At 71.4% G+C, this 17,387-nt stretch carries 15 protein-coding genes; 9 read left to right on the forward strand and 6 right to left on the reverse strand.

Features of this window, described 5'->3' with window-relative positions; all coding sequences use genetic code 11:
* Positions 1-268: 268 nt before the first annotated feature.
* The 3 genes from ACIGYR_RS06805 (at position 269) to ACIGYR_RS06815 (ending at position 2,417) form a co-directional block, all read left to right on the forward strand.
* Positions 269-631: an SRPBCC family protein gene (locus ACIGYR_RS06805; protein ID WP_399602358.1), complete on the forward strand. Its 363-nt coding sequence runs from the start codon at positions 269-271 to the stop codon at positions 629-631.
* A 343-nt stretch (positions 632-974) separates the two neighbouring features.
* On the forward strand, positions 975-1,529 hold the full coding sequence (locus ACIGYR_RS06810; protein ID WP_399601998.1) for a hypothetical protein: 555 nt from the start codon (positions 975-977) through the stop codon (positions 1,527-1,529).
* Positions 1,530-2,081: 552 nt separating this feature from the next.
* Complete coding sequence (locus ACIGYR_RS06815; RefSeq protein WP_399602000.1) at positions 2,082-2,417, forward strand: hypothetical protein; 336 nt, start codon at positions 2,082-2,084, stop codon at positions 2,415-2,417.
* Between the two features lie 92 nt (positions 2,418-2,509).
* Here ACIGYR_RS06815 and ACIGYR_RS06820 read toward each other — a convergent pair whose 3' ends face one another.
* From ACIGYR_RS06820 to ACIGYR_RS06835, 4 genes are all read right to left on the reverse strand, one after another.
* A complete protein-coding gene (locus ACIGYR_RS06820; RefSeq protein WP_391837104.1) occupies positions 2,510-2,761 on the reverse strand; it encodes a hypothetical protein in 252 nt (83 codons plus the stop codon).
* Between the two features lie 161 nt (positions 2,762-2,922).
* Positions 2,923-3,609, reverse strand: a complete 687-nt coding sequence (snpA, locus tag ACIGYR_RS06825; protein ID WP_399602002.1) for a snapalysin — start codon at positions 3,607-3,609, stop codon at positions 2,923-2,925.
* A 341-nt stretch (positions 3,610-3,950) separates the two neighbouring features.
* Positions 3,951-4,349 carry a winged helix-turn-helix transcriptional regulator gene (locus ACIGYR_RS06830; RefSeq protein ID WP_391837100.1) on the reverse strand — a complete coding sequence of 133 codons (399 nt, stop codon included), beginning with the start codon at positions 4,347-4,349 and terminating at the stop codon, positions 3,951-3,953.
* 135 nt (positions 4,350-4,484) lie between these two features.
* Positions 4,485-6,287, reverse strand: coding sequence for a coagulation factor 5/8 type domain-containing protein (locus tag ACIGYR_RS06835; RefSeq protein WP_399602005.1), 1,803 nt, complete (start codon positions 6,285-6,287; stop codon positions 4,485-4,487).
* 299 nt (positions 6,288-6,586) lie between these two features.
* Between ACIGYR_RS06835 and ACIGYR_RS06840 the strand changes: the two genes are divergently transcribed.
* The 4 genes from ACIGYR_RS06840 to ACIGYR_RS06855 all read left to right on the forward strand — a co-directional run bounded on the left by ACIGYR_RS06840 (position 6,587) and on the right by ACIGYR_RS06855 (position 13,057).
* Positions 6,587-7,660: a DUF1996 domain-containing protein gene (locus tag ACIGYR_RS06840; protein ID WP_399602008.1), complete on the forward strand. Its 1,074-nt coding sequence runs from the start codon at positions 6,587-6,589 to the stop codon at positions 7,658-7,660.
* Between the two features lie 62 nt (positions 7,661-7,722).
* Positions 7,723-9,477, forward strand: coding sequence for a discoidin domain-containing protein (locus ACIGYR_RS06845; RefSeq protein WP_399602010.1), 1,755 nt, complete (start codon positions 7,723-7,725; stop codon positions 9,475-9,477).
* Between the two features lie 30 nt (positions 9,478-9,507).
* Positions 9,508-11,949, forward strand: coding sequence for a glycoside hydrolase family 3 C-terminal domain-containing protein (locus tag ACIGYR_RS06850; protein ID WP_399602012.1), 2,442 nt, complete (start codon positions 9,508-9,510; stop codon positions 11,947-11,949).
* Positions 11,950-12,016: 67 nt separating this feature from the next.
* The gene (locus ACIGYR_RS06855; RefSeq protein WP_391837090.1) at positions 12,017-13,057 is read left to right on the forward strand and encodes a LacI family DNA-binding transcriptional regulator; all 1,041 of its coding nucleotides are present in this window, start codon (positions 12,017-12,019) and stop codon (positions 13,055-13,057) included.
* Positions 13,058-13,123: 66 nt separating this feature from the next.
* Here ACIGYR_RS06855 and ACIGYR_RS06860 read toward each other — a convergent pair whose 3' ends face one another.
* Together ACIGYR_RS06860 and ACIGYR_RS06865 are read right to left on the reverse strand one after the other, a co-directional pair.
* Positions 13,124-13,495, reverse strand: coding sequence for a peptidase inhibitor family I36 protein (locus ACIGYR_RS06860; protein ID WP_391837088.1), 372 nt, complete (start codon positions 13,493-13,495; stop codon positions 13,124-13,126).
* A gap of 404 nt (positions 13,496-13,899) precedes the next feature.
* Complete coding sequence (locus tag ACIGYR_RS06865) at positions 13,900-14,637, reverse strand: class I SAM-dependent methyltransferase (protein WP_399602015.1); 738 nt, start codon at positions 14,635-14,637, stop codon at positions 13,900-13,902.
* A 611-nt stretch (positions 14,638-15,248) separates the two neighbouring features.
* On the opposite strand from ACIGYR_RS06865, the gene ACIGYR_RS06870 reads away from it, so the two are divergent.
* Positions 15,249-15,986 carry an SDR family oxidoreductase gene (locus tag ACIGYR_RS06870; RefSeq protein ID WP_391837085.1) on the forward strand — a complete coding sequence of 246 codons (738 nt, stop codon included), beginning with the start codon at positions 15,249-15,251 and terminating at the stop codon, positions 15,984-15,986.
* A 641-nt stretch (positions 15,987-16,627) separates the two neighbouring features.
* Entirely contained in the window at positions 16,628-17,116 is a 489-nt protein-coding gene (locus ACIGYR_RS06875; protein WP_399602017.1) for a DUF3566 domain-containing protein, read from the forward strand.
* Positions 17,117-17,387: the final 271 nt, after the last annotated feature.

The raw sequence follows: 17,387 nt of genomic DNA on the forward strand, positions 1-17,387 counted from the left end.
CTGTTCGCGATCAAAAAGCAGGAGCGCTCCTCCGACCTGGGAGGATCGGGTATTCCGATGAAGCTTCTTTGAGTCGTACCTGCCGATCGGCGAGTACGGCCCTGGACTCCACCACCGTGCGGGCCACCCTGCGCTCACCTCCCAGCACGCGGACCAATCGGCCTTGGCAGGCAGGTGGAGGGTTCCCCCACCGCATCCGAGGAACAGCGCCATCGCTTCCACCACCGCCTCCACCCACCTGCCCCTGCCTCCCGACGCCGTCTGGTAGCTGATCGGCGGCTTCGGGTCGCTGCCCGACTGGCTCCCCTACATCACGCAGAGCGAACTGGGCGAGGGCGGCCGAGTCCGCCGTCTGACGAACCAGGACGACGGCACCATCGTCGAACGCCTCCAGTCCTTCGGCCACGCCGCCCGCAGCTACTCCTACGCCATCGAACTGGCCCCGTTCCCGGTCACCGGCTACCTGTCCACCCTCACCGTGCACGAGCTGCCCGGCGCACCCGGGGTCTCCCGCGTGGAGTGGTCCGGGACGTTCACCCCGGCCGGGGTCGGCGACGGCGAAGCCGAGGAACTCTTCCACGGCATCTACACCGACGGGCTCGCCGCGCTGGAGCGCACCGTGCGGAAGTGAACCCGCCGCCCGTCCTGCACGATCACACCCCTGGGGAGTGCGGTCCCGGTCGGTGATCACGCCGACGGGGACCGGACCCAGGGCCGGGCCGCGCGGCCACAGTCGGTCGGGCCCGCCCACCGGTACGACTTATCACCGCTTCGGGTGGCGGAGCTCCCGGTGGGAGATGTGGCTGTGGCACGTTGATCTCGCCTCAGCCCGACCGACCGTTCAGGGACTCCCCGCATGCGACGCACCACCACCCAGCACTGGTCCGCCCGGGCGGCGACCCCTGGCACGGCCGGTACCACCGGGACGGCCTGTGGGCGGGGCTGACCATCCGATGCCGTCCCGTCCCGCCTTCATGGCCCGATCGGTGTCCGCGGTGCTCGCCACACTCTGCCTGCTGGGTGGCGCGGCGGGATGCGCGGACCGGCCCGACCGGATCGAGCCGTCCGCGGACGACACGATCAAGGCCGCGCAGCTCTACCTCACCGACCGATGCCTTGCCCGCCAGGGGCTGACCCCGCCGAGACCCGGTGGGCAACCGCGCGGCGAGGCCGAACAGCGGCGCGTCAGCGAGGCGCTCTTCGGCTCCGGGCCCGCCGAACTGTCCCTTTCGCTGCCCACCGGCTACCAGGTACGCGCTCACACGGACGGCTGCCTCGCCGCCGCCCAGCGCACCCTCTACGGCGATCAGCGGGCCTGGTTCCGCGCCTCGACCATCGTCAACAACCTGGAACCCGAGGCCGCTTACCGAGGGGTCGGGCCGGCGTCCGTCCGCCGTATGCACCGCACCGAGCTCGCCGACTGGAGACGGATGCGCTCCCGAGCACTCGAACGGGCCCGTGCTCTGCTGGACCGGTCGGCGCACCACCGTGCAGCCCCTCCGCCGCAGGGGCAGCCGGCCGTGCGGTGACCAGGCGCCGCCCGTGGTGGGGAGTGCTCGCCGTCGCCACTTGGCGCGGGGCAGCTTCGCGGGAAGCGCGGGCAGCGGTACGGCCCACGGTCCGAGCCGCAGTTCTGCCGCCCAGACTCCGGCCGGGAGGCTTTCGACCGGCACGATGACGCGGAAGGCACCGTCGGCGCAGGTCTGATCGACCGGGAACGTGACCGTGCTGCCGGCTTGGTCCTCCAGGGCCAGCACGAGGGCGGCCCCGGAGTGTTCGGCCACACCCCATCGTCCGCTGATGTGCGGCTCGGTCGGTTCCCCAAAGGAATGGGATCCGATTCGAACTCGTCGACCGCGAGCACGTCACGCGAAAGAGCAGCCGCCTCCTTCGGGCGTACGGCCTCCTTGGCGGCGGCGGGTTCTCCGAGCGACCACCGGTGATATCCGTGGCGGCGCTCCTCGGTGTGTCACGGGGGCTGATGCCACATACGGCCCTGTCGCCCAGGTGGCGATCGTGGATCCTCTGAGGCTCCTCAAGTCGCTTGGCGGGGTTGGATCATGGAGGTCATAGTGATCCGCATGAAAGCAATCGCGGGACTGACCAGAAAGTACGAATCCGTGCTCGTCATCCGGGACGCGGATCTGGTCGCGGCGGCACTGCGGACGGCTCTGGCCGATGCCTCGCCCGAGGAACGCCCCGGTCTCGAACGCGCCGTTGCGCTCGTCGAGTCCACGGCCGCCGCCACCGAGAACCAGCTGCGCGCCCGCTGGGTGCGTTCCCGGCTGTCCGCCGTCGGCTTCACCGGGGACATCGCCTCGATCACGGCCCTGAAGGCGCTACGTCAGGCGGAGCCGAGGCTGAGCCTGGGGACGGCTGTTCAGCTGCAGAAGGAGGCGGTGGCTCACCCGGAGTGATCCGGCGCGGCGTCGGCAGGTGACACCGGCTGTGGGCAACGTCAAGGCGAAACCCCGACGTTGGGTGTTCCCTCGTCCGGAGATCGCCGAAGTCACGACGTCGGGTGGTCGCTCGCCTGGAGATCGCCGACCGGGTCATAGGCCGGTAGCTCCGTATGCCCTTCGGACCAGTGGTTGACCCAGCCGCAGTTCCCGCAGGCGTAGCGGCCGTTGACCCCGGAGATCTCCGTACCGCAGCGCCCGCATCCCGTCGTCGTGATCTCCTGGCCTTCCAGGAACGCCGCCGCCGAAGCCGCGGTCCTCGCGTCCGTCGCCGGCGGGGTGTGCTCTCGTGTGCCCGTCACGATGCCGAGCCTATCGACGGCGGAGGCGACGGGGTACCGGAGGGAGGTCCGGCACCCTGCCGTCGCGCGGCGGGAATGGTAACGGACCGCGGGTCGGCGCCGCGGTCCGTACTGGTGACGGGCTGCGCTGTGGGGAGGTCAGCCCGTCTCGTCCAACGGCGTCAGCCCGCCTTGTTCACCCGCGCCAGGGCCTTGGCGAGGCCGTTGACCCACAACTGGTTGACGCGCGAGCGCTCGGTGGCGTTCGGGTACCGGTTGGTGCAGGACGTGCCGGGGCCGCCGCCGGACATCAGCTCGCTGCACGGGCCGCTGTAGTGGTCGGGCAGTCCGAGCACATGGCCGGTCTCGTGGGCGGCGACTCGAATGGAGTCGTACTGCTGGTTCTGCGCGTAGTCCAGGAAGATGTAGCCGCGGCCGTGGCCGTTGGTGGAGGCGTAGGACCCGCTCGGGTCGTTGCCCTCGTAGTAGGCGAAGTCGCCCGTGCCAGAGGTCGCCTGGAGCTTCACGTTCGACACCGAGCTGTTCCATATGGAGGCCGCGCTCGATATCTGGGAGCGGAAGCTCGGCGCCTGCGCGGCGTTGTAGTAGACGGTCACCACCTTCAGGGAGGGCTGTGCGGCCTGCCGCTCGGCGACCGACTTCAGTACGGCGTCGAAGAACGCCTTGTTGCCGGAGTTCTCCGTCGCGCCCATGTAGGCGGCGGCGGTGTGGGTGGGGGCTGCGGCGGTGCTCTGGGCGGTCGCCGGGCTCGAGGTGCCCAGTGCGGCGGTGGCCAGACCGAGTCCGAGCGCGACGGCCAGGAAACGTCTGGTGCTCTTCGACCCGCTGCTCCTGCGGAACGACGCCATGGGGAGGCTCCTTCACGTCCTGTGGGGTTGAACGATCGGTTGCCAGTGAGTCTCGGGCAGGCCAATGGGTCGGCGGATGATGGCATTCGGGGATAGCCCAGGGCTATCGGCAGCCGACCGGGGCCTGTCCGGCGGACCGGCCCCGGCTTTCCGACGCGTCGCTCGCGATCGGCACGGTCGGCCCACACTGCCGACCCGCCGGTGGATCGGACCGCCGGGGCCGGGGGAGGCGTACACGACGGCGACGACCACGTTCAGGCAGGCCCAGGAGCGGTACGACCGGTACGACCGGTACGACCGGTACGACCGGCACGGTCACGACCCGGCTGCCTACGGTCGCCTCAGAGGGCGTCGCTCGTCTGTGCCGCGCCGGCGTCGTAGGCGGCGCGCGCCTCGGCGATGGCGGTGCGGTGACGTTCGGCCCAGTCCACCAGGCCGGTGAGCGAGCTGTGGAGCTCGCGGGCCATGGGCGTGAGGTCGTACTCGACCTTGGGCGGGACGGTCGGGTACACGGTGCGGACGAGCAGCCCGTCGCGCTCCAGCCTGCGCAGGTTGAGGGTGAGCATCCGCCTGCTGATGCCGCTGATGGCACGTTCGATCTCGGTGAACCGAAGGGGGCCGTGGGCGGCGGCGATCAGGATTCCGATGCTCCACTTGCCCGCCACGTGGTCGAGTACCTCGGTGACCGGGCACGCCTCGACCTGCACTGCTTCGGCAATACGGGCGTCACTCCCTGACATTGATGTGCCTCCTTCGGCCGAGTGCCCACGTTACCGAAGTCGGCCGCCGTAACACGTCGTGCACCTGGGAGACCGCACCGTCCGGATGCGCCGCGGGCGCGGCCCGGCTGTGCGGGGCCGCGCCCGGCAGCTGCCTCAGGGGTAAGCCACCACCGTGGAGGGGGTCGTGGACGTCCCCGACGTCGGCGACCCCGTCTCGTTGATCACGTGCTCGTACTGGCCGTTGCCGCCGAGCGAGACCACCAGCAGGTCGTGGAACTTCACGCCCGGCCGGTTCGGGGCGGCGAAGCCGTGGTGCTGCACGATGGACGGGGCGACGTTGTAGTAGCAGTAACTGCCCAGGCCCCAGCCCTCGTGGGCGGTGACGTTGTCGCCGACCTTGTAGGCCGCGTAGCCCTTGACGGAGCCGTTCTGGATCGCGGCCTGGTTCGGGGCGTCGTACGCCTTCTCGTTCTGGAAGAAGATCGTGCGTCCCCGTTGGCCGTTCCACTGCACGTCGTACTTGTTGAAGTGCTCCACGAACAGGCCGGTGCACAGCACGTCGTCGCCGTTGACGACGATGCCGTAGTCGGCCCGGTTGGTCTCCCAGCCGACGCCGGTGCCGTGGTCGGCGCGCCAGACCCAGGTGTGGTCGACGATGGTGTGCCGACTGTTGATCACCATGCTGGTGGTCGCCTTGCCCGCGCCCGCGCCGCCGATCCGGACGAAGACGTCCTGCACGGTGGTCGGGTTGGCCGAGTGGTCCGCCGACGCGCCCGCCGGGCCGACCTCCAGCAGGGTCGCGGAGTTGACGGGCCCGGCGTCGACGAGGAAGCCGGCGAGCCGCACCCCGTCCACGTCGGCGACCTTCAGCACCGTGGTCCCGTTGTCGGGCACGAGAGTCGCGTACCCCAGCCCCAGCACCACAGTGCCCGCACGGTTGACCTGGATGGGCTGCTCCACGTGGTAGATCCCCGGCGTCAGCAGCAGGTGGAGCCCCTGTGCCAGCGCCTGGTTGAGGGTCGCCGCGCTGACGCCCGGCTTGGCGACGTAGAACTGCGACAGCGGCAGGGACGTGCCCCGCGGCGTGCCGCTGCCCCAGCTGACGCCACGGGCGTCGGTCCGCTTCTCCGGCAGGAAGACCCGGAACTCACTGCCGCTGACGTACAGGAACGGCTTCTCGCGGGAGACGGGGGTGGTGTCGAGGGTGGTGTACGGCGGGTTCGGGAAGCTCTGCGCGGGGGCTCCCTGGACGCCGGAGAACACCATGTTCCACACGCCGTTGCCCCAGCCGCCGATGGCGCTGTCCCGGGTGTACCACTGCTGCTGCGAGTAGGGGCCGACCTGGCCGTCGATCCGGCTGTCCGCGATGTAGCCGCCGCTCGCCCAACCGTAGCCGGAAGGGGCGAGGTTGAGGCCGCCGCGCACGTGCATCCGGCGGAACGGGGCGGCCTGGGCCACCGCCCACCGGTCGGTGCCGCCCGCGGGCACCAGGGCCAGGTTCTCGGCCGAACGCCAGAAGTTCTGCGTGGCGTTGCCGTTGAACCAGCCGGCGTCGACCGTGACGTCCCCGTTGATCGTGGTGTCGTCGGGGGAGAGGCCGAGGCCCGCGATGGAGGTGTAGAAGCCTATCTGGGCGTTCAGCCCGCTGTAGGTGCCGGGTTTGAAGAGCAGGGCGTAGCGGCCGGTGCCGAACTGCGCGGACTCCTGCTGGTGGAAGACCTGGTCCAGCTTGGCCTGGATGCCGGGCGTGGACGGGTCGAACACGAGGACGTTCGGGCCGAGGTCGCCCCCGCCGGGCAGGGCGGTGGGAGACACGCGCGAGGAGCCGGCCGCGCGGGCGGGCGTGGACACACCGGCCAGCACGGGGAGCGCGGCAGCCGCCGCACCGAGAACGGTCCGGCGGCCGACGGCAGACGCGGAGGAGGAGTTGGGGGAGGTGGGGGAGGAGGGGGGCATGCGCGGCTCTCCTTGTTCAGGAAATGAACGAAGTGGGGTGGGGGAGCGCTCTCTCGACGTTGGATGTTTCATTGACGTGAACGGTGCGTCAAGAGTTGCGACCGAATTCTCACGCCCTCCCCCGCCTGACGAGACGTCATGTCCGTGTCTATGTCTTCGAGTAGTGAGCGAAACCGGTCCACTGATTCTTTGGTCGATTCCCTTGACACCCTCCCGCCGCCGCCTCAACACTCCAGCGATGGGAGAGCGCTCTCCCGCCTCCGTACGACCTCTCCTTCCCCTCCCGTCGAGGAGCCCCCATGTCACGGAGATCGAAGATCCTCTCGGGCGCGCTGATCACCTCCGCCCTGGTACTGGCCTCGTTCGGCGTCACCGAAGTCGCCGCGTCGTCCACTCCCGCAGCCACGGTGACGGCCGCGCACACGGGCCACGGCATGGCGTTGTCGACGGCCGCTTCGCCCGAGGACCCCGACGGCGACGGCTACATCCCCGCCAACCCGCCCGTCACCGGCGCCACCCCGTCCACGCAGGACCCGCCGCACCGCTACTTCCACGAGTTCCAGGCCAACTGCGCGGTCTCCCACACCAGGCCCGACGACCCGATCGTCTATCCGCAGCAGCCCGGCAAGTCCCACGACCACACGTTCATGGGCAACACCACCACCGACGCGCGCAGCACGACCGCCTCACTGAGTGCGGGCGGCACCACCTGCAAGGCCCCGGGAGATCTGTCCGGCTACTGGATGCCCACCCTGTACAACGGCGACAAGCAGATCCTGCCGGTCGGCCCGCAGGTCATCTACTACAAGGCCGGCGTCACCGACTACACCAGCGTCCGGCCCTTCCCCAAGGGCCTGAGGTTCGTCGTCGGCAGCCCGATGCAGAGCGCCGACGAGTTCCGCCATCACCCCGGCTTCGTCGAGGGCTGGGAGTGCGGCGACAGCTACTTCAACACCGAGTTCCCGGCGACCTGCCCGAACCGCGCCGACGTGCAGCTCAACATCCGCTTCCAGGCTCCCAGTTGCTGGGACGGCAAGTACCTCGACACGCCCGACCACAAGAGTCACATGGCCTACCCCGTGGTCAAACCCGGCACGAACGACAATGTCTGCCCCGCCGACCATCCGGTGGCGCTGCCGATGATCGAGTTCAAGATGGCGTTCCCGGTCAACGGCGACATGTCACAGGTACGGCTGTCCAGCGGTACCGGTCACGGCTTCCACTACGACTTCTTCAACGCCTGGGACGACCGCACGCTCAAGGCGCTGGTCGACCACTGCGTCGTCGGCGGACTGCAGTGCGACGCCCGCGGCTACGACGAGACCCACCCCGAGGCGGGCGCCGCCCTGAACTCCGACTACCGGCTGCCCTGACACCGCCGACGGCACTCGCTTCCCCACGTCACCCGCACTCCCCGCGGAGAACCGGACTCACCATGACCCCACCACCCCGCACCAGGGCGCGCCGCCTCGCCGCGCCCCTCACCGCCGGCGTACTGACCGTCGGCGCCCTCACCGCCCTGCCGGCCGCCCAGGCCCACGCGGCCGGCAGCGTCGTCAAGGTCACCGGCGCCCAGGGCAACTGGCAGCTCGCAGTGGACGGACAGCCGTACCAGATCAAGGGCCTGACCTGGGGCCCGTCCGTGGCCGACGCCGACAGGTACCTGCCCGACCTGAAGTCGATGGGCGTCAACACCATCCGCACCTGGGGCACCGACGCCACCAGCAAACCGCTGTTCGACTCCGCCGCCGCGCACGGCATCAAGGTGATCGCCGGGTTCTGGCTCCAGCCCGGCGGCGGCCCCGGCAGCGGCGGCTGCGTGAACTACCTGACCGACACCGCCTACCGGAACCAGGTGCTGGACGAGTTCCCCAAGTGGGTCCAGACCTACAAGGACAACCCCGGTGTCCTGATGTGGGACGTGGGCAACGAATCGGTCCTCGGACTGCAGAACTGCTACAGCGGAACCGAGCTGGAACGCCAGCGCGACGCCTACACCACCCTCGTCAACGACATCACGAAGAAGATCCACGCCGTCGACCCCGACCACCCGGTCACCTCCACGGACGCCTGGGTCGGCGCGTGGCCCTACTTCAAGAAGAACGCCCCCGACCTCGACCTGTACGCCGTCAACTCCTACAACGCCGTCTGCGACGTCAAGGCCGCCTGGCAGCAGGGCGGTTACCACAAGCCGTACATCGTCACCGAGACGGGTCCGGCCGGTGAGTGGGAGGTGCCCGACGACGCCAACGGCGTGCCGCTGGAGCCGAGTGACCGGTCCAAGGCCGACGGGTACACCCGCGCCTGGGGCTGCGTCACCGGGCACAAGGGCGTGGCGCTCGGCGCCACGATGTTCCACTACGGCACCGAGTACGACTTCGGCGGCATCTGGTTCAACCTGCTGCCCGCCGGTCAGAAACGGCTGTCGTACTACGCGGTGAAACGCGCCTACGGCGGGGACACCTCGCACGACAACACCCCGCCCGTCATCTCCGACCTGACCGTCGAGGGCGACGTGAGCAAGGTCCAGGCCGGCCGGGACCTGACCCTCGCGGTCAGGGCCACCGACCCGGACGGGGACGCGGTCTCCTACGAGGTCCTCGACAACAGCATGTACATCGACCAGAGCAAGAACCTCACCCCGCTGCCCTTCACCGACCTCGGTGGCGGCCGCCTGAAGATCACCGCACCGGACCGGCCGGGCGTCTGGAAGCTCTACGTCAAGGTGACCGACGGCCACGGCAACGTCGGCGTCGAGACCCGGTCCGTCAGGGTCGTCCCGCCCGCGCCGAGCGGCACCAACCTCGCCCTCGGCAAGCCGGCCACCGCCTCCTCCTACCAGGCGAGCTACGGCGACTGCCCCTGCACCGCCGGCAACGCCGTCGACGGCAACCAGAACACCCGCTGGGCCAGCGACTGGAGCGACCCCCAGTGGATACAGGTCGACCTCGGCACCCGCACCGCCTTCCGCCACGTCCAGCTGCTCTGGGAGGCGTCCTACGCCAAGACGTACACCGTCCAGACCTCCGACGACGGCCGCACCTGGCAGACCGTACGCACCGTGACGGACGGAAACGGCGGTGTCGACGACTTCGACGTCTCCGGAACCGGCCGGTACGTCCGGATCAACGGCACCGCCCGCGGCACGGGCTATGGCTACTCGCTGTACGAGTTCGGCGTCTACAGCTGACGACCACCGACGACATCCGAGGGGGTGGGGATGGCCGACGAGGACGAACTCGACCGGCTGCTCGACAAGTTGACCCTGCGCACCAAGGTGCGGCTGCTCACCGGCGCCACCACCTGGCGCACCGCGGCCGAACGCGACGTGGAGCTGGGCGAATTGGTGCTGTCGGACGGCCCGGCGGGGGTCCGCGGGGAAGGCTGGGACGAACGCCGCACCTCCGTGCTGCTGCCGTCGGCCTCCGCGCTGGCAGCCACCTGGGACGAGCAGCTGATCGAGGAACTCGGCGGCCTCCTCGCCTCCGAAGCCCGGCGCAAGAACGTGGACGTGGTCCTCGCCCCCAACCTCAACCTGCACCGCACCCCCCTGGCCGGGCGGCACTTCGAGTGCTTCTCCGAGGACCCCGTGCTGACCGGCCGGATCGGGGCCGCACTGATCCGGGGCATCCAGGCGCACGGCGTCGCCGCGACGGCCAAGCACTTCGTGGCCAATGACGCCGAGACCGAACGGCTCACGGTCGATGTACGCATCGACGAACGCACACTGCGTGAAGTCCACCTGGCACCGTTCGAGGCGGCCGTGGCAGCCGGCGTCCGGCTGGTGATGGCCGGATACAACCAGGTCAACGGCACCACCATGACCGCCCATGAACTGCTGACCGCACCGTTGAAGAGCGAATGGGGATTCGACGGCGTCGTCGTCTCCGACTGGGGCGCCGTCCGCGGCACCCATGACACCGCCCGTGCCGGGCTCGACCTGGAGATGCCGGGACCCGCCGGACAGTGGGGCGAGCTGCTGGTACGGGCCGTGGAGGCGGGCGAGGTCGAGGAGTCGGCCGTGGACGACAAGGTGCTCCGGCTGCTCCGGCTGGCCGCCTGGGCCGGCGCCCTGGGCAGACCCCGCCGCCGGGGCCGCCCGCACCTGCGGCCCCGGCAGGCGCGCGCTCTGGCCCGGCGGACCGTCGCGGCCGGAGCCGTCCTGCTGGCCAACCGGGGCGTGCTCCCCCTGGACCCCGCACGGCTGAGCACGGTCGCCGTCATCGGCGCGGCGGCCACCCGTCCCCGCACTCAGGGCGGCGGCAGCGCCGGGGTGTTCCCCCAGGACGAGGTGTCGCTCCTGGACGGCATCAGGGCGGCCCTGCGTGGCCGGGCACGCGTCGTGCACATACCCGGCCCCGCCCCGGACGGGCCGCCACCACCCCTGGACATGGCCATCGGCTCCGATCCGCGCACCACCACCCCCGGCGTGCTGCTGCGTGTCCTGGACGCCGACGGCGCCGAGCTGCACGCACAACATTGCCGCAGTGGACGGCAGTTGGAGCCTCCGCTGCCACCCGGCGCGCACACCGTGGAGATCAGCGCACGTCTGCACCCCCGCATCTCGGGCACCTGGCGGATCGGCATCGCCGGATTCGGTCGCCTCAGCCTCCACCTCGACGGGCGCCCACTGCTGGACGGCGAGTTCGCCGCCACCACCGACGACCCCGCCGTGCTCCACGTGACCCCGCCCACCCAGACCGTCACCGCCCGACTGAACGCGGGTTCGACCCCGTTGCTCGTCGCCCGCCGGGAACTCGCCCCCGGCACCGGCCGCGCCACCGTCGTCGGCCTCCGACCCCCCGGCCCCAGCCCGGCCCGGACCCTGGCGTCCGCCTCCCGCGCGGCACGCGAGGCGGACGTGGCCGTGGTGGTCGTCGGCACCGGGGAACAGCACGAATCCGAGGGACGCGACCGCACCCACCTCGCACTCGGAGCCGAACAGGACGCCCTGGTACGCGCCGTCGCCCGGGCCAACGTGCGCACCGTCGCGGTCGTCAACAGCGGCGGCCCGGTCGAACTGCCCTGGCGCGACGACGTCGGCGCACTCCTGCTGGCCTGGTTCCCCGGCCAGGAGGCCGGCGGCGGACTGGCCGACGTCCTCCTCGGCCGCGCCGAGCCCGGCGGACGGCTGCCCACCACCTGGCCCGCCCGCCTCACCGACGCCCCTGTCACCGGTACCCGCCCGGCCGCCGGCCGCCTGCCCTACGACGAGGGCCTACACCTCGGCCACCGCGGCTGGCTGCGCGCACGGCGCACCCCCGCCTACTGGTTCGGTCACGGACTGGGCTACACGACCTGGGCCTACGACGAACTCTCCGGCCCCGCCCGCACCGCGGCGGGCGAGCACCTCACCGTCCGCGTCCGGCTGCGCAACACCGGGCCGCGCCCGGGGCGAGAGGTCGTCCAGGTCTACCTCTCCCGCCCGCACTCCGCCACCGTCGACTACCCCGAGCGATGGCTCGCCGGGTGGACCGCGGTGCGGGCACAGCCCGGTGAGACGGTCGTCGCCCAGGTACACATCCCGGCACGCGCGCTGAGCCACTGGGACATCCACTCGGGCGGCTGGCGCACGGAGCCGGGTCCGTACCGCGTGCTGGCCGGCCCCTCGGTGGGCGAGCTGCCCCTGACCCTCGACATCCTCGCGAGCGAGGCCGCCTGAGCGGGCGCCCCCCCGCACCGGAGAGCGCTCTATCCGCGCAGGCCGCCGGGCCGTTAGGGTGCGGGACATGAGCAGACAGGCCCCGACCCTGGAGGACGTCGCCCGGGAGGCCGGCGTCTCCCGGGCCACCGTTTCCCGGGTTGTCAACGGCGTCCGCAACGTGGACCCGGCGATCCAGGAACTGGTCCGCCAGGCCATCGAACGTACCGGCTACGCACCCAACCGAGCCGCCCGCTCGCTGGTCACCCGGCGGGCCGAGACCGTGGCGCTGGTGGTCTCCGGCGCGGGGGAGACCTCCGGCGAGGCCCAGGCCGCCTTCGCCGCCCGTGTGTTCGCCGACCCGTTCTTCGGCCGGGTGGTCGCCGGGATCGTCGGCTACCTCCGTCCGCGCTCGGTCCACCCGGTGCTGATGTTCGCCGAGTCGGCCGCCTCCCGCCACGAGGTGGTGACCTACCTGAGGCAGGGACGGGCCGACGGCGCGCTGGTGGTGTCCAGCCATGCCGACGACCCGCTCCCCGCGCTCCTCGCCGAAGCCCGGCTGCCCGCGGTTCTCTTCGCCCGCCCCTTTCGCCCCGTCCCGCTCAGCTACGTCGATCTGGCCCACCGGGACGGCGGCCGGCTCGCCGCCGAGCACCTGCTCGACCGAGGCTGCCGCAAACCGGCCACGATCTGCGGGCCCTTGGCGGTCGCCGCCAGCCAGGAGCGGCTGGCCGGCTTCCGTGACGCCGTCGCCCGCCGGGGTCTTCCCCACGTCCCGGTCGCCGAGGGCGGCTTCACGCTGGACAGCGGTCTCACGGCCATGACCGGTCTGCTCGCCGAACACCCCGACGTGGACGGTGTGTTCGTGGCCAACGACCTCATGGCCCGCGGTGCCTGCCAGGTACTGCGGGAACACGGGCGGCGGATACCCGAGGACGTGGCGGTCGTCGGCTTCGACGACTCGACGGCCGCCGTCTCCCGGCGACCCCACCTGACGACGGTGCGCCAGCCGGTGGAGGACATGGCCGCCGAGATGGCCCGCCTCCTCGACGAACACATCCACGGCACCCGAACCGAGCCCACGTCGATCGTGTTCGGCCCGGAGCTGGTGGTGAGGGAGTCGGCGTGACGACGACCGGCGGCGGGAGGAGGGCTCCGCGCACCGCCGGTCGCTCACCCGAACGCCGCGGCCGGCTCAGCAGCCCGCGGACCAGGTGTGGGAGCCTCCGTGGTCGTTCGCGCCCGCGTCGTAGCCGACCTCCTGGCCCGGAGCCAGGCAGAGGGTGACACGTCCCAGCAGCTCACGGCCCTCGTAGACCTTGACGTGGTCCTTGACTCCGGGGCCGGAGACGCCGTGGTTCGCCCACGAGGAGTCCTGCTTGAACATGTCGCCCTCCCACCAGTGGTCGTCGCCGCTGTGCTCGATCTTCAGGCCGTCGAAGTTCGCGTTCGTCCAGACGCAGAAGTATCCGGAACGGCAGTCCGCCGCCTGGGCCGCTGCCGAGGTGGCGAAGACGGCGCCGGCGGTGATCAGGGTCGCGGTGAGGAGGGTGGTGAGACGCTTCATGGTCGTGGCTCTCCCGTCGGTCGAGGTGCTGAGCCGGTGCCGGGATGCACATGTCTCGGGGCAGCCCGTGCGGCCGATGTGATCAACTTGCCTGCCCACCTCACCATTTGGCACCCGCCCGCTGCATCCGCCATTGGGGTGATCACCTCGGGCTGCCGTGACGGCGTGGCCGGCCGCACTCCAACAGCCACTACCGCAAGCACCGCCGTCGACCCACGCGTCAAGGTCGCCCGTTGCGAGGAGCACACAGCGCACAGCGCACAGGCCGCAGCAGGCATCACGCAGCAGGCAGCGTCACGCACAACGCTCGTGCCGAACGCCCCCGTCGGGACGTCGAGCGCAGAACGCCTGTCGCCCGCACGGCCGGGGATCCCGTCGTGCCGCAGTGTGGGCGTCCGGTCGGGTCACGCGTGGGTCGTCAAGATCATGTAGGGCGCGGTCCGCGTCTCCGCCGGGGATTTTGCGTCGGTGCCGTCGGCAGGGAGGGTGGGCAGGTCGATGGTGGGGAAGGGGAAACCGGCCTCGGTCAGGAAGGACCGGTACCGCTCGACGGAGCGGTAGCAGGTGGTGCTGGTCATCGTGGTGCCGTCGCGCAGGCGCAGCAGCGTGGGCACCGGGTCGCCGTCGCCGTACACGGCCTTCGGCTCGCCGTGGCGGAGGGTGGAGAAGGCCACGCCGGTCGCCGCCGGATTGAGGTCGGCCAGGAGGTACGGGGCACCGGGGCGCAGGACCCGGCGGATCTCGGCGGTGAGGCCGGCCAGCCGGCCGTCGTCGGGGTCGGTGCAGTACACCAGGCAGCACACCGCGGCATCGACGCTGCCGTCGCCGAGCCAGTCCAGGCCACGGCCGTCGAACAGCCGGTAGGAGATGCGAGGGTGGGGACGGTCGGAGCGGGCGATGCCCAGCATGTCGGCCGACGGATCCAGAGCCTGGACCGTCCACCCCCCGGCGTGCGCGAGTTGGGCCGCGACCGCGCCGGTGCCGCACCCGATGTCCAGGGCCAGCCGGTCAGGCCCCACGCTCCCTGCCAGCCGTCGTACGGCAGGGAAGATCAGCTGCTCGGCCAGCCGCATGTCGCGGTCCCGATAGGCGTCGGCCGCGGCGGAGCTGTCCCAGCCGAGGGGGTTCTCGTCGACACTCAAAGGCGCTGCCTCCAGCACTGAACCGGACCCGGTCGGTTGAAGCGGGACGTTCGCCGGCAGCCTGACACACGACGGCGCCGGAGGTTCCCGTGCCACCGGCAGATTCCCTCGACAGCGCATCCGGCGTGCGGACGGTTGACGACGAAGCCGGCCGACTCCGCCGCCCGCTCGCCGAGGGGATGTGATCCACGTACGGCCTGGTGTCGATGGCGTACGGGGCGACCGTGTCCGCACCGCCCCAGCGGATCTCCACCACAACCCGCACGGTTGCCGGACTGCCGGGAGTCACCAGGGCGCCGCCTCCCGGCGCCACCTGCCGGGCGCCGCCGGCTGGGTGGAAGAGCCGTGGGCTTGTCCGAACCACCCGGCCGGCCCTTGGCGATCCGGCCGCTGACCGTGGTGTCCACCGACTCGTCGTCTTGCGGGGGCCCGTGTCCCGGGCGAGCGTGGACGCAGGGCGACGCCGGTGTCCCGGCTGTGGGCCGCGTGCCGGACCGGCTGTCACGGATGTGTCCGCTGCTCTGTCTGTCTGGTGTGCGGCTTGCCGCAACGGGTCCGGCGGGGCGCCCGCCGGTGTTCGTCGGAAAGCGAATCAGTGGACGGAGACAGCGATGAAGATCGTGGTGGTCGGCGGTACGGGGCTCATCGGCTCGCAAGTGGTCGCGCTCGTGCGCGAGCGCGGTCATGAGGCGGTGGCTGCCTCTCCGTCCACGGGCGTCGACACCCTCACCGGCGAGGGCCTGGCACAGGCCCTGGAGGGCGCGGACGTGGTCGTGGACGTGTCGAACTCCCCCTCTTTCGACACCGAGCCGGCGCTGGACTTCTTCACCCGCTCGGCGCAGCACCTGATCGAGGCCGAGAAGGAGGCGGGCGTGCGGCACCATGTCACGCTCTCCATCGTCGGCGTCGATCAGGTGCCCGACTACGGCTACTACCGGGCCAAGGTCGCCCAGGAGCAAGCCGTGCGCGACGGCGGCGTGCCGTACAGCATCGTGCGCGCCACGCAGTTCTTCGAGTTCATCGCTCCGGTGATGGACATGTCCACCGAGGGCGAGCAGGTGCGCCTGCCGTCCGTCCGGCTGCGCCCGATCGCCTCCGCGGATGTGGCCTCCGCGGTCGCCGAGGCGGCCCAGGCCGAACCGTCGTACGGCGTGCGCGACATCGGGGGCCCCGAGGTCCACGGTCTCGACCGACTCGGTGAGATCACCCTGGCGGTGAAGCCGGACGGCCGCACCGTCGTCACCGACGAGACCGCCGGCCTGTTCGCGGGCATGCCTGACGTTCTCGTCGGTGACGACACCGTGCATGCCGCGGCCACCCGCTACGAGGACTGGCTCAAGCGGAACTGACGGGCCCCGGTCCATGCCCTTCCGGCACGCGTCGGAAACACCCACGCCCGCCACGCGGACGGCGTCGTCATCCGCTCGTGCGCTACCTCCTGGGCGCCGTTCGCGGTGCATGGTCGCAAAAGGGCCGATACCGTCGGATTCACGGACCAGCAGGCCCCAGAGGCCGCCTGGCGGTCGATGGAGGCCCGTTCGATGGTGGAGGGCACGGCCAAGCCGCCAGGCCAGTCAGGGAGACAGGCATGAGCCGAGCCAAACGCAGGCCCCGCGGCACCCCCGGCGAACGGGCGACACCCAAGCAGGACGGCGGCTCCGGCTCTTCACCGCACATCGGGCCGGCCGGACACCAGCACATACTTCCCCCCGATGAGCCCAGGGCGCGAACCGCACCCGGGACGGGCCACGACCCGGAGTACGGGTCACCGGACCAGCCCGGCCTCCGCGATCGTGCGAGGCCCGCGCCAGGGCGTCCCGGCCGTCCCGGGCCAGCCCCGAGCGCCGTTCACCCGTTCAGACCTACCGGTGTCGGCCGGTCCGGCCCGGCAGCCGGCTCCAGGATCAGCCCGGCCCCCTCCGGCGGACCCACCGCGCCCGGTCGGCGGACGCTACGGCTGCGTCTGACAGAGGCCGATCCCTGGTCGGTGATGGTGACGAGTTCCCTGATGCTGGGCGGCCTCGGCGTGGTCGTGGTCGTCACGGCCTGCGTCGCCTGGATCATGCTGGAGGCCGTGGCCCCGGACGTCTTGCCGGCGCTGACCACCGTCCTGGGCATCGCTGTCGGCGTCGTCAGCCTGGAAGTCGTCCTGGGTACCTGTCTGGCGACCCTGGGCGCCTTCCTTTACAACTTCTCGGCGCAGTACAGCGGCGGTGTCGAAATAGCCGTGACCGACGGCCTGACCGGCCCGACCCCGACCACTGCCCAGGCCCTGCTGCTCATCACCCGTGCCCGTGCCCGCGTCCGCCGTCATCTGCGTGCGTACGTGCGGCTCCGGGGGGCCGGCGCCGTACGACGTCCGCTCGACGACCACGACTCCCGGATCCGGACCGGCGGCACCCAGCCCGCGGGGGCGCGACCGGAGGCCGACGGGCCGGGAAACACAGGCGGGGGAGAGCTCAGACAGCCCTGGACCTGACGCCCGGCTGCCGGCAACGGCGTCACGCCAGGTTCAGCAGCCCCATGTAACGCCCGGTGGCCGGCATCCCGCGTCCGCCCACCGGCGGACGGTCCCCGGACTCACCCTCGACAGACGCGCGGCCTGGCCCATGCTGTACGCCGGCGCGGTAGAACTCCAGCCGCCCGACACGCGCCCTGCCGTGTGGCCTCAGGGCGGCCCGCTCCCGATGGCACCGGGCTTGATCGCATGGTCAGTCCCCCCTGCCATCATCCCGGCATGCCGCAGGACG

The organism is Streptomyces sp. NPDC053076 (genome assembly GCF_044546845.1).
In the GTDB taxonomy this organism is placed as follows: Bacteria; Actinomycetota; Actinomycetes; order Streptomycetales; family Streptomycetaceae; genus Streptomyces.

Bases quoted from the DNA above. Each gene is read 5' to 3' on its own strand.
- ACIGYR_RS06810 (WP_399601998.1), top strand. From the start codon at position 975: ATGGCCCGATCGGTGTCCGCGGTGCTCGCCACACTCTGCCTGCTGGGT.
- ACIGYR_RS06815 (WP_399602000.1), top strand. From the start codon at position 2,082: ATGAAAGCAATCGCGGGACTGACCAGAAAGTACGAATCCGTGCTCGTC.
- snpA (WP_399602002.1), bottom strand. From the start codon at position 3,609: ATGGCGTCGTTCCGCAGGAGCAGCGGGTCGAAGAGCACCAGACGTTTC.
- ACIGYR_RS06830 (WP_391837100.1), bottom strand. From the start codon at position 4,349: ATGTCAGGGAGTGACGCCCGTATTGCCGAAGCAGTGCAGGTCGAGGCG.
- ACIGYR_RS06835 (WP_399602005.1), bottom strand. From the start codon at position 6,287: ATGCCCCCCTCCTCCCCCACCTCCCCCAACTCCTCCTCCGCGTCTGCC.
- ACIGYR_RS06840 (WP_399602008.1), top strand. From the start codon at position 6,587: ATGTCACGGAGATCGAAGATCCTCTCGGGCGCGCTGATCACCTCCGCC.
- ACIGYR_RS06845 (WP_399602010.1), top strand. From the start codon at position 7,723: ATGACCCCACCACCCCGCACCAGGGCGCGCCGCCTCGCCGCGCCCCTC.
- ACIGYR_RS06850 (WP_399602012.1), top strand. From the start codon at position 9,508: ATGGCCGACGAGGACGAACTCGACCGGCTGCTCGACAAGTTGACCCTG.
- ACIGYR_RS06855 (WP_391837090.1), top strand. From the start codon at position 12,017: ATGAGCAGACAGGCCCCGACCCTGGAGGACGTCGCCCGGGAGGCCGGC.
- ACIGYR_RS06860 (WP_391837088.1), bottom strand. From the start codon at position 13,495: ATGAAGCGTCTCACCACCCTCCTCACCGCGACCCTGATCACCGCCGGC.
- ACIGYR_RS06870 (WP_391837085.1), top strand. From the start codon at position 15,249: ATGAAGATCGTGGTGGTCGGCGGTACGGGGCTCATCGGCTCGCAAGTG.
- ACIGYR_RS06875 (WP_399602017.1), top strand. From the start codon at position 16,628: ATGGTGACGAGTTCCCTGATGCTGGGCGGCCTCGGCGTGGTCGTGGTC.